Raw genomic sequence first — 13,460 nt, 5'->3', positions numbered from 1 at the left:
CCGCGACCCCCTACCCCAACACGGTCTCGGCCGACCTGCCGAACGGTCCGGGCAGCGGGATCGGCACCCTGCCGCCGACCACGTACACGCCCCCGCCGGCCGTGTCGCCGCCGGCCGGCGTGAACACCCTGCCGAAGGCGGGATCCGACGCGCTGACCCGCCCCACCGACTTCTCCCCGCGCAACACCAGCGGCCCGAACGGCCTCACCGGCCCGAACAGCCTCCTCAACCCCGGCAACGTCGTCGGGCCCAACAGCGTGGTCGGTACGAACGGCGTCATCGGGGCCGGCGGCGTCACGGGATCGAACGGCATCACCGGTACGAGCGGGTCGTCCCTTCCCCAACTTCCGCCGCCCACATCGTCGTTGCCCTCGTCCTCGTCCACGCCGTCCACGCTGCCGTCCTCGTCCCTGTCCGACAGCACGCCGCTGACGCCCCCGCCGGCGTCGGGGCGCACGTCCGGGACCGGGACGAACACCGACCTCACCTCGTACGACCTGACTCCGGAGACCACACCGGAGCTCACCCCCGAGCTGTCGCCGGAGCTGGCGCCCGACCTCCTGCCGGGTACGTCTCCGGACATGTCGGGGTCGACGAACGACCTCCCCAACAACCTTGGCGGGCCCAAGGGTTCGTCCTCCGCACCGGACCCGAGCACCATCGGCGGCTCGAACGGCACGGGCAGTGCCAACTTTTCCGACGACGTCTCTGCCGACACGGACGCGGACGGTGTACAGGGCGAGCGGCAGGACGACGGCACCGGTCAGGAGGCCCCCGGACGCGGCACGGGCGGCCGGAGCACCGGCGGGCAGCCGGGGCTCGACGACACCGCGCACCAGCGGACGGACGGCGTGCCGAACCAGGCCGATGCGGACGCCGACGCCGTGGCTCCGCCCACCCCCGTCGCCACCTCGGCAGGATCGAACACCCCCGCGCCCGCAGCCGGGAACCAGGGCACACAGCAGGGGAACTCCGGTACGGGGAACTCCTCGCAGCAGCCTTCCCAGAACGGCCCGGCCGAGCCCGGCGACGCCGACGTCCTGCCGGGTGGGCAGGAGGCCGGCCAGGCGGACGCGGAGGCCGGGCAGGAAACGGCCGACGGCACGGAGAGCCCGGCTCCTCCGCAGCCCCGGGGCACCGGTTCCGACGACACTGCCCGCACCCCCGGCGGCGGACGGAACACGACCGGGCCCGAGGAGGCCCCGGCCGCGCCGGAGGCCGTACGCACCTCCTCGGACCTCTCCACCGGTGGGGTCACCGACGAGACCACCGGGGACCTGGGAGCCGAGACCGGGACAGGCCTCTCCGCCGGTCCCACGCCCGAGTCCGCCGTGCCGGTGGCCGATCCCGTGCGGCCCGAGCAGTGGCGTTCGGGGCGGACCGACGCCCCCGCCACCGCCGTACGGATCGACCCGCCGTCCGATGCCGGCCGCGCCCCGGCGGACACGACGCCGCTCGACGGCCCGGAGACCCCCGTACGGGCCTGGGTCCAGCGCATCCAGGCCGACGACGGCCGCTGGCTGAGCAACGTCTCGCTCCACCTGCCGGTCCGGACGGGGGAGGGGTTCTCGCCGGCCGAACTGAACGCCCTCCAGGAGCGGATGCGTACGCTCCTGGACACCCACCTGAACCACGGTCTCCAGCTCCCGGGCTCGGGCGACCAGCTCCACCTCGACGTCACGCTCACGGCCGCGCCCGACCACGCCGAGGCCGTCGAACTGAGCCGGACCGCCGAGCCGGAGGGCTCCGACCACCTCAACTGGCGGCTGCACAGCACCGATCCGGCCACCTCCCCGGAGGAAGCGGCGGAGTGGCGGACCCGCGACGACGCGGCGGTGCTCCAGCAACTGCTGGGCTACGCAGGCATACCGGACCGGGGCCCGGCGGCCGAGGCACTCCTGCGCCGACTGGTGCGGCAGAGCGACACGGGCACCGGTACGCCCGGCCCGGCCGTTCCGCAGCACTTCCTCCAGGCGGTCGAGTCCGTCGTCACCAGCGCCGCCGTGGCCGACCACCCGCTCACCGCGCGGGGCACCCGGCCCCCGAGCGGCATCGACAACCCGGCGCAGGCCCTGCGAACACCGACTCCCGGCAGCGTGGACCCCGAGGCCCCGGTCCGGGCGGCCGTCCCCTTCCGCACCACCTCCGCCGCGCCGACGGAGACCGGAACGCCGTCCCGGACCCCGGCATCCGCCACGGACTCCGACGCGGACGTTCGGCCGGCTGCCCGGCAGGAGGCCATCGCGCAGGGCGTCGAGGAGACCCCGCCCGCCGCCGTTCCCCTCGCCACCGAGGGCCGGGGCGACGGCCGGGGGCCCACCCCGGGAGCGGGCAAGGGCAAGGGCCGGAGCACGGACCAGGAGACCGCGTCCGCCGGCGAGCCGGTCCTGCTGGACTTCCCCGGCAGCGCGGCAGTCGACGATGCCGTGGACGCTGCCCGCCGCGAGCACGAGGACGCCGTCGCCGCCTTCGGCCGGGCGGCCCGCACCGTCTCGACGCTCGACGCGCGGGTGACCAGCGGCCGGGGCGGCACCGACGACACCGCGCGGCTGTACGACGCCTGGCAGGACCTGAGCACGGCGCAGCGGCGGCTCGACGCCGCCCTGGACCGGCTGCGCGACCTCGGCGCGGACGCCGCCCACGACGCCGCCGTCGCGTCGATCGTGCCGCGCGTGTCCCGGACGGCCGCCGAACGGCGGCTCACGGCCGCCCTGGTGACCGCCGACGACCTGCCGACCGACCCGCCGCGCCCCGCGCCCGACGCCCTCGTCACTCCGGAGGAGCTGGCCGCCGCCGGGGTCACTCCGGACCAGGGCCCCGCGCTGGAGGCCCAGCTCAACGGCTCCGTGCGCTTCGAGGACAGCGGGATCACCGACCCGGTCCAGCGGGTGCGCCTGCTGATGGACCGGCCGGGCCCCTGGTCCGCGGCGCTCGACGGTATCGCGGCGCGCGCCTCCCGCCGCACCTGGAGCGCCGCCCACGAGAACTTCGCGCTCGACGCGCTCCGGGGCACCGGCGTGCCGGCCGGCACCGATCCGGCCGAGGCGTGGCGACGGGCGACATCGCTGGTGCTGCCGCTGGAGCTGCACCCCGTGCTCGCCGACTCCCGCCACGCGCGCGGCGACCACCTCGACGCCGTACGGCAGGTGGCCCAGCACCTCGCCGTACACGGTGCGGACGCGGTGTCGGGTACGGAACTGGCCGCCCGGGTACGGCGTGAACTCGGCCTGCCTCCACGGCTGCCGGGCGGCGCCCCCGCGTCGGACCAGTCGTACGCCGCCGCCGAACTGGAGCGGCTGGCCCTGCTGGAGGAGCCCGGCGCCACGCCGGACATCGACGGCCTGACCCGGCGCGTGCTGCACCTGCCCGCAGACTCCGAGGTCTCGGCGGGGCAGCGGGACCGGCTCCTCGTCACGGTGGAGAACGCGATGGCCGCCGGATGGTCGTCGAGCGTCGACGCGCTCGGCGCCTACCACCTGGCGACCGGCGGGGCGCTGGACCACGGGCGCCACATCATGGCGGCGAACGGCGCCTACCAGGGGCTGAACCTCACCGGGCGACCCGTCGGGCCGGTGGACACCACCCAGGTGTGGCAGCGCCGGAACGGCCAGTTCCAGGGCCCGCTCGATCCCCTGTGGGACGCCGGTACCGGCGCGTACGTCGTGGTGGCCGACGGTGGACACGATCACGTCATGCTGCCGTGGGGGCAGGGACAGGTCCAGGTGCCCTGGCGGGAGTTCGTGGAGCTGGTGGCCCATGACCCCGGCGTCGTCGGACTCCCGGCGGACACGCCCGTCGTCCTCGTGCTCGCCCACGGTGGCGACCAGGGCCTCGCCCTGCCCCGAACCCTCGCGTTCCGGACGGGCCGCGACGGCGTCTGGGCGCACAGCGGTCAGGTCGGTCTGGTCACCGACCCCGCCACCGGCGTCGAGCGGATCGTCGTGGAGAACCGGCGGTCCGAAGGCCTGCCCCTGGGCGGATGGTTCGGCAGCGACGCCGACGACCTGGGCCCCGGCGGAGTCGCCGACGAAGGCTTCGTGACCGCGCTGAACGGCACGATCCTCCCCGACCCGGCCCTCAAGACGCGGACGATCGGCGACGACGGCCGGTCCATCGGCCGCGTCACCATGTCCGACCCGGACCTGGTCACGAACGAGCCGATGCTCGAATCCATGGCGGAGATCACCGAGTTCGTCCAGTTCGACCCGGTGTCGGAAGGGGCGCTCGGCGAACCGGCCGCGCTGCTGGAGAACGGGCGGCCGGTCTATCACTTCGCGCAGCACGGACAGCCGCTGCGCGGGGTGATGGAGGTGGCCGACGGCAGTCCGCCGGTCCAGGTGGGCGGAGAGGAGACCGGCCGCTACATCCGCCGCCGGCCCAGCATGCGCAAGCTCGGCCCGAACGCCGTCATCGACCTCGGCTCGTGCTGGGCCGACGCCACGGCGGAGGACCTGCCCTATCTGTCGGACGCGGGCGAGCCCCCGTACGTCTTCGACACCCTCGGTACCACCTCGTACGCGCAGGGCGTGGCCAACGGCAGCGGTGCCGGGGTCATGGCGGTGGACCGCGTCCATGTGCTGATGCGCGGGGCGACCCCGAAGGCGGGTGCGCTGGCGAGCCCCTCGGGCGAGCAGGGCGTGCGCAGCCTGCTGCTCCCCGAACCGGGCCCGGCCGGGCTCGCGGCGCTGGCGCGTACCGCGCACCTGCACACCGGGGACGGGCCGGTCCCGGCCGACGTCCTCGACACCACGCTGCGCCTCGTGAAGGCCCTGCGGCGGTCGTTCGGCGCCGACGTGGCGTCGGACGGCCGGTTCGAGGCGCTGCTGAGAGGGATCGGCGCCCTGGAGAACATGCGCCGGGCCGACCCGCATCTGCGCGTCCTGGGCCCGTTCACCCTCCACCACCTGCACCTGGTCACGCACGCCCGCCACCAGCGCACCAGCAACGACCCGCCGTCCCGGGACGACGTCCGGCGGGTCCTGCTCGACGCCGCCGGGAAGAGGGAGGAGGCCGCCGCCGGGCGGCTGACGCTGCACCAGTACACGCCCATGCCGTCGCTGGACTGGGCGCTGAAGCGCCTGGCCGGGCGGGATCTGGCCGCGCTCGCCGCCGACGTGCTGCGGCTGCCGGACGCGGGCGCGGTCTCCCGTGCGGACGTGAGCCGGCTGGTGTGGGGCGCGGTCAAGGGCGCCGAGGCCCTGCGGTCGGTGACCGACCCCGTCGCCCTGGCGAAGAAGGCGCTCCACCTGCCCGGCTCCGCCGCACCGACCCCGGACGAGGCGGGCGACCGGCTGCTGTGGCTGATGGCCGGTGCGGCGGTCACCGGGTTCGACCCCGCGGACCCGACGGAACTCGCCGCGTGGGACCTCGTACGGCACGGCGCTCTCGACGACAGCACCCTGCTGACGGCCGACGGCGTGCCGACCGGCCGCAACTGGACCCGCGGGACCGTCACCGGGGACATCGCGACCGAGGGGTACCTCGTCTCGCCCGACGGCGGCCCGGACGGCGCCACCCCGCACCCGGCGCCGTGGCCGGACGCCCCCAAGGGATCGGCCGCCACGGCGTACGTGCTCACCGCGGACAGCACCAACGGCCATGTCGCCATGCCGTGGACCGACGGCTCCAGCCGCTGGGTGCCGGGCAGCGAGATCGCCGCCCTGCTCCGCCACGACCGGGTCCACCAGCAGATCGCCCTGCGCGCCCCGCTCCTGGTGATCGGCTCCCACACCAACCCCGGCAGCCTCGCGCAGCACATCGCCGGGCGGGCGGGAACGGCGCGCACGACCCTGCTGTCCGAGCTGCCCAGCGCCCTCGTCCCGCATCCGGTGAACGGCCGGAACGCGATCGTCCTGACCGAGGGGACGGCCGCCCGGCCCGACCACTGGCAGACCCGGCGCCCCGCCGCCCTGCCCGGTACCTCCGCCCAGCAGGGCCCCCTCCACACGTTCACCGGACGGGCCCCCGGGACCGAGTCGTCCACGGCGGTGGCGACCTCGTCCACCGCGGCCGCGCCCGCCCCGCTCTCGCAGTACATCCGCGACCACGGCCGACGCCACGACGGGCACGTCGGCCTCGTCCTCCACGAGCCGACCCCCGAAACCGTCCTGGACGGACTGCACCGGAGCATCGTCGAGGCCCTCGGCGCCGACCCGGAGACCACCGGCGGACAGCGGCTGCTGACCCGGCTCCAGGACGTGCTGAGCGCCGAGGAGATCGAGCTGAACCGCCCGTACCTGCGCAGCCGCCAGGGATACCGGATCACGCTCCGGCACGGCGGCCGCGACCGGACGGTGGACGTACGCCTCTCCTACGCCGACCCCGTACGGTCCACGAAGTACGGCGGCGACACCGGCGGGCGCCCGCCGCCCCTCCCGGACATGGGCGTCGAGGCCCGGGCCGGCGGCGGGCAGTCCACCTCGCACGTCGAGGGCTCGGGCAACATCCGCACCGGCTCGGTGCCGTGGAGCGGGATCTTCCCGGACGACCGCGCCGGGGCGCTGCGCTGGTGGGACAGCACCGTCAACGTGTCCGCGACGCACAACCAGCTCACCCAGTCCGTCACCGTCGGCGAGACCTTCCTGGTCACGAGCAAGCAGCAGGCCGAGGAGCCCGCGCACCCGATGGACGTGGACGGGCGGTGGCAGATCCAGGTCGACACGCCTCGCGAGGGTGAGACCGACAACTGGCAGGCCGAGCAGTCGCACGGCGCCCTCACCATCTGGTTCCACGAGCACCTCGCCTTCGACGGCGACGACACCACCGCGCTTCCGGAGCCCGGCGACGTGGACGACCTGCCGCTGTGGGGCGGCGACAGCGTCGCCGAACCGCGCCGCCTGCTGACCGAACTGCTCCAGGACGACACGTTCGCGGCGCTGCGGGACCTCGACGAGGACTCGGAGCGGGCGCTGGAGAACTTCCTCTCGCAGCGCATGCTCCAGGGCACGCCGCACCTCCAGCGCGACGGCGGGGTGTTCTCGCCGACCCTCCTGGACGGCGACGGCAACGCGGTCGGCGTCCTGGAACTGACCGCGGTGATCGAACCGGGACGGCCGATGCGCAAGAGCGCCGACGGCAGGTCCACGCTGGAGACCTGGTTCTCCCACGCGTCCAGCGTGGACAAGTCGGCGAAGCTCACCAGCGGTATGGGCGTCGAGGCGGCGGGCGGGCCGGCGTTCACCACCGACCACACCCCCGGCCACCCGGCCGCCGCCTCGTCCTTCGGCGGCAACCTCATGGGCAAGGCCGCCGTCAACTGGCAGCTGACCGACCAGCTCAGCAACGTCAGCAGCGCCACGCTCATGCACGGGCTCCGCACCAAGAGCAGCCACCTGCTGACCAGCGGCCGGGTCGCCTACACCGCGACGCTGCACCGGGCCGGCGGCGGCCTGGTCAGCTCCACCTTCGGCCCGTGGACGGACGGCCTGCGGCTTCGGATCGCCCAGCGCGCCACCATGGCGGGCCACCGCCCGGCCCCGGCGGAACTGCGCGAACTCCCCGAGCACCTGGAGAACCTGGAAAGCATCGGGTACACCGAGACGCCGCTGAAGGTGGACGGGGCGGACCCGCTGTTCACCGCCGCGGAGGCCTGGCTGCGCAGGGAGGGGTTCCTGCCGCCCGTCCGACACCGGAGCAGGTCGGCGGTGTTCCGGCTGGACGAGCCGCTCGTGGTCGCCCAGTTGGAGAACCTGCGGCGGCTGCGGCAGATGCGCTCGACCTACGGCCTCGCCTCGTCGGCGCCGGACGCCGTGGACGGCGGGGAGTCGGTCTGGTTCGAGCGGCCGAACGCGGTCTCCGGCACCCGTCGTGTGCAACTGGTCTTCTCCGCCGCCCGGGACACCACCCGGCCCGCCGTCCACACCCGCCGCCTGCCCGACGTGCTGCACGTCGGCTCCAGCTCGTACGAGTCGGGCGGCGCCCGCCAGCGGGGCACCGCGCTGAGCGGCGCCCTCGGCGGCGGAGGCGGCCTCAACGCCCCCATCGACCAGGGCTCCTGGGGACTGAACACGGCCCCGGACTACCTCGGCACCCGGCAGCTCACCGACGCCTCCTCGACCGCCGGCCAGGTCGGCTACGACCAGTTCACCATGACCACCCGCAACGGCAGCGAACTCTTCGAGGTGCCCGCCCGGCTGGGCCTCGACCTGTACGAGGGCACCGGCGAGGACCCGCTCGTCCGGTTCGCCGAGACCGACGCCGACGGGAACCCGGCGCGGCCCGAGGCGGAGCCGGAGGCGGAGGACGACCTGGAGATGCAGATCGGGGCCGCCGCCACGCCCACCGTGCCGGGGAGCGTCCGGCTGCTGGTGCCGCACTACCGCACCCGCGTCCCCGCCCCGGCCCCCGCACCCGCTCCGGGACATGTGATCCGGCAGCCCGTCACCGACGGCGGCCCGAGGGACGACCAGCGGCGTCTCGCCCTGGTCGACGACCGCGGCCGTCCGCTGCCCGGCCTGACCAGGCTCCCCGAAGGCGCCATCGTCGACACCTTCCGGGGCACCAGCGCGCTGATGACGGCCCTGCGGAGAATCGTCGCGGGCACCTACCCGGGCAGTCCGGGCCGGGGCCGCGTCGGGCGGGCCGTCCAGCGCGCCTCCACGACGCTGTCCGGGCTGGCCACGGAGACGGCACGGCGGGGCTCCGCGATGAAGGAAGCGCTCCCGGCGGGCCTGTCCGGTGCCGTCAACCGGGCGGGCTCGGCCGTCAACTGGGCCGCCGCACCGGTGGTCTGGGCGGCCAAGACGTCCACGGACGGGGCGGCGGCGACCTACAAGTGGACCTCCGTCGCCGTGGCGGGCGCCTCCCTGAACGACCGGGGCACCCTGGCGGCCGAGGCCCGGCAGGACGCGATCAGGCCCGGCCAGCTCATCTCCAGGGCCCCGCAGATCCTGGGCGGCGCCTATGTGGTGGAGGGGCTGACGCTGCCCGGTATGGCGGCCGACCAGGTCATGATGCTGGAGGTCACCGGCTACCTCTCCAACCCCCGCAACCTGGGCTCCGAATCGCTCTACTCGGAGCAGGACGTCCTGAGCGGCGACACCTCCGGCCGGCAGCGCGGCGTCGGCGTCAACCACCAGGGCAACCTCCAGGTCACGGCGTTGCAGGCGGCCCCGACCCCGCCCGAGCTGCTGGTCCACCAGGCCAACCCGGGCGGCCGCTACTCCCAGTCCCGCCGCACCGACGACACCGCCACCGTGGGCTCCGGCACGAAGATCACCCATGCCACGGAGCACAGCGGCGACACCCTCTGGATCGGCAACGACCTGACGCTGCTGCTGACCGTCCGCTGGGGCGTGCGCAACGTCGCGGGGAACACCGTCGGCCTCGGCCCCTACGCCCCGGTCACGGTCGCCATCGACCTGCCGCGCGCCGTCACGTACCTCGCCCCCGCCCAGGCCGTGGCCCAACTGGCGGCCTGGTTCCAGGGCATGCCCGGCATCCCCGCGCTGACCCTGAACCCGCTCGACGTCCCGCTGCCCGACCGGTACGCCCGGACCCGGCAGCTGGGCAAGGCGACCGTCCTGACGGTCACCCAGCTCGACGACACGGCCAACCGCCGGGAGCGCCGCGACCGGATGCGCCAGGAGCTGACGGCCCTGGTGGACAGCGAGGCGCCCGGCGCCCTCCGGCCCGGCCACGCCTCCTACCTGCCGGGCGTGGCCACCGAGATCGCCCGGGTCACCGAACCCGCCGCGCTGCGCGCCCTGCCCGGACGCGGCCCCGGCGGACAGGTGCGCTTCCACTTCCTCCACGTCGCCTACGGCGGGGCACGCCTGGTCGAGGTCGCCCTGACCGCCGAACCGATGCTCCAGACGCCCGCCCTGCGCGGCCTGCGCGGGCGCAGGGCGGGCGCGGGCACCGGACTGGAACACGTCGACACCCACACCCCGCAGTCCAGGGTGACCACCTCCGGGACCACCACCACCCGTCAGGGCACGGTCAACCCGGTCTCCCGCTATCCGCGCCCCGGCGCGACCAGCTGGACGGACCGCGCCGGCCCGTCCCTGGCGGTGGCCGAGACCCGGGCCCGTACGGCCCGTTCCGAAGTGGCCACGGAGGACCGCTTCTGGACCCGTTCGGGCAGCGTCGCCGACTTCGCCGTCGACTACCGCTACACCGCCACCGTCCGCTCCCAGGCCGTATGGCAGTGGCCCGCCAACATCCCCGGCGCCCTCTTCCAGTCCGGCCTGCTCAACCTCTCCGGCCTGGAAGGGGACGTGGCGCAGCGGGTCCGCAGCTGGGCCGGTCGCCTGCTGCGCGGCCGCCCGGTCAGCCGCGCCTCCGTACCCGCCGCGACGGCCCTGCGGTTCGTCGCCTCCGAGGCCGACCGGCCCAAGCAGCACGAGGGGCCCCGGGCACCCGCGTTGCTCGGGGCCGACCCGCTGCTGCTCACGGCCACCGACGCGGCGGCCCAGGGGACCACCCCCTTCCCGCAGGGCGTCCGGCTGGAGACCACCGGCCCGACACCGGTGTACGACTACAACGCCGCCCCGCAGCTGATGCAGGCGCTGTACGACGTCGATCCGCGCATGGCCGCCTCGTGGGGCCTGCCCGCCAACGCCTCGGCGGAGGCCGTGGCCGCCCGCCTCGCCGAGCTGGTCCAGGCAGGCGAGATCAGCCTCGACCCCTCCCGCTCGGCGTCGGGCCTGACCGACAGGATGCCCGGTAGCTGGCCGGTCGAGAGCGCCGGCACCGCACCGTCCCTGAGGATCTCCCTGCACAACCCGCGACCGGTCACCGAGGCGGGCGACGTCGCCGTCGACCGGGTGCGGCGGCAGAACCGCACCGCGGCCGTGGCCTCGTCCGCCGCCGGCTCCTTCGTCCTCAACCAGCAGGGCTCCTACAACCTTGCCGACGGCAAGAGCCAGGTGCTCGGAGTGACCTTCCCGCTGGCGGCGCAGCAGCCCCACGCCCTCTCCTCGGGCGGCAACGCCTCCGCCTTCTCCTTCAGCAGGCTGCGGACCGGCGCGACCAGCGATCCGGACGACCGGCGCATCCCCCGCACCTACGAGACCCTGGTCGACACCGTCATCGAGGTCGACGGCCCCGACGGCGTCCGGTACGTGACCGGCAGCTCCACCACCCGCCTGTGGGAACGCGACGTCCTCGGCTTCGGCGTCACCCCGGCGCGACCGGGCCCCCGGATCTACGACCTGCCCGCGATCCTGGCCGACCAGGGAGCGGACGACCTGCGCGACTGGGCCCAGCACCCGGTCACCGACCTGCCGGACGTGCTGGCGGACGCCATCGACGAGCAGGACGCGTCGGCCGAGCTGTGGCTCGCGCTCGGCCCCGACCCGGACGGCACCCGGCTGGCCCGCGCCCTGTTCGTCGGCTCGCTCACGGCCGCCCGGGCCGGGAAGCCGGTCGAACTGGTCATCCGCACCGGCCAGGGGCTCCGGATCTGGCCCTTCGCCGCCGACGGCTCGCTCGCCGACACCACGGCCGCCACCGACGAGGCCTGGCAGAACGTGGCGGACACCATCGGCGTCCACCTCACCGCCGTACGGGCCGAGGCGGCCGCCCGGTACCGCGAGGGGCGGCTCACCCGCCGGCAGCCCGGCGCGCTCGCCGCGCTGGACACCGCCGACCGGGCCGTGGACACCGCCACCACCGCACACCGGGACGCCGACCGCGCCCACACGGCCGCCCGCCACGACGCCGCGACGGTAAGGACGGAACTCACCACGCTGCGGGGCCGGATCACCGAGGCCCGGGACGAGATCACCCGGCTCGACACCGAGGCCCGGGAAGCACAGGCCCGCTACGACGACACCGCCGACGAGGAGCGCGGACTCCACGCCCGGTGGCAGCGGGCGCGGGCCGAGGTGGCCCGGCTCGAAGAGCTCGTCGCCGCCGCTCCGGACGCCGACCCGGCGTCCCCGGACGGGCAGGACGCCCTGGACGCGGCGATCGAACAGGCCGACGCGCTCCGGGACCGGGGCCGCGCACTGCACCAGCGGCGCGCGGAGGACCTGGACACGGCGGAGACCGCCCGCGAGGAGGCGGACGGGCTGCGGACCCGCCTGGAGCGGGCCGTCGCCCGGGAGACCACCCTCGCCGGGAACCTCCGCCGCGCCGAGACGGCCGTCGCCGATGCCGCCCGCGTCTTCCGGGAGGCGGAGACCGGGCTGCGCCGGGCGACCGGCGTACGCGACACGATCCAGGGCCAGGTCGACGGCATCGAAGCCGAACTGGTCGACGTACGGGACGAGTTGGGCGAGCAGGCGCGCCGCCACACCCAGGCGTGGGAGGATCTGCCCGCCCTCACGGACGCGCTGGCGACCGGCCGCCGTGCCGAAGGGCTCGGTGACGGGCCGTCCCTGCGCACCACCGTCTCCTCCGCGCCCGCCCGTCCGACCCGCGCCGGGCGGCTGCGCGGACAGCCCCTGCCCGCCCCGCCGCCCGAGACGTCGGCGACGGCCACCGCCACGGCCCCGCCGGCCGCCGCGACGCCGACGCCCGCTCCGCGCCGCGGCCTGCCCGTCGCCGAACGCACCGAACTGGCCGCCGGGCTGGCCGCGATGACCGAGGACGAGCGCACCTCCCGGCTGCTGCCCCTGTCGTCCGCCGACCGCGAGGCCCTGGCCGCCGACCCGGCCCTCACCGCCGGGCTGCGCCGGACCCTGCCCGCCGACGAGTTCGCCCGGACCGCCGCCCTCCTGATGGTCGACGTACCGCCCGGCGTGGACCTCCCCGTCTCCTCCGGCATCGAGGCGCGGGCGCAGGTGGCCCGGATGCTGCGCTCGCCCGCCGTGGGGGGGCGCATGCTGAACGAGGGCGCGCGGCTGATCGTGGTCCCCAAGGACGCCGCGACGACCTCGCTCGACGCGTTCGGCCTCCTGCGCGGTGAGACGGACGAGAACGCGCGCCCCTACGACATCCTGCGCGGTGTCGAGGCCGGCGGACTGGCCGCCGTCGGCGAGGAGAACCTGCTGGGCGACACCACGGCCGTACCCGGGTCCGGGCTGTACGCCGACGGCTACTCCGCCGCGACCCACGAGTTCGCGCACGCCCTCCACCGCCACGGCCTCACCGACGAGCAGCGCCGGCTCATCACCGAGGCATTCCACGACAAGGTGCTGGCGGGCAGCTTCGGTGCCTGGCCCGACGGACCGCTGTACGACAGCTCCGGCACCCGGCGCAACTACTCGGCGCGCGACGAGTTCGAGTACTTCGCCCAGCTCACCAACGCCTACCTCGGCACGAACACCGGCACCGACCCCTACACCGGTCACCCCCGCAACAACGGCGCGAAGTGGGTCCGGCGCAACGAGCCGACGCTGCTGCCGCTCCTCCAGGAGCTGTACGGGCCCGACCCGAGGGCCGTACACCACTGGGGCGCCAACCCCCGGGCCGAGGAGGACACCTGGGCGGCCTTCCGCGCCCTGTGGGACGGACACGACGGGGCGTACGAGCCGCAGCCCCACGCGCCCCCCCCCCCCCCCCCCGCCCCCCCG

General features: G+C 75.5%; 1 protein-coding gene. It reads left to right on the top strand.

The genetic code is table 11. The features are described from left to right. Nucleotides 1–13,460: lonely Cys domain-containing protein (locus JS521_RS27195; protein ID WP_205085607.1), on the top strand; the 13,460-nt coding region annotated here is incomplete at both ends.

Origin of the sequence: Streptomyces durocortorensis (genome assembly GCF_016901035.1) — a bacterium.
GTDB lineage: Bacteria > Actinomycetota > Actinomycetes > Streptomycetales > Streptomycetaceae > Streptomyces > Streptomyces durocortorensis.
Note: the sequence above shows the minus strand (reverse complement) of the source record. Positions and strands in the feature narration are given on the sequence as shown.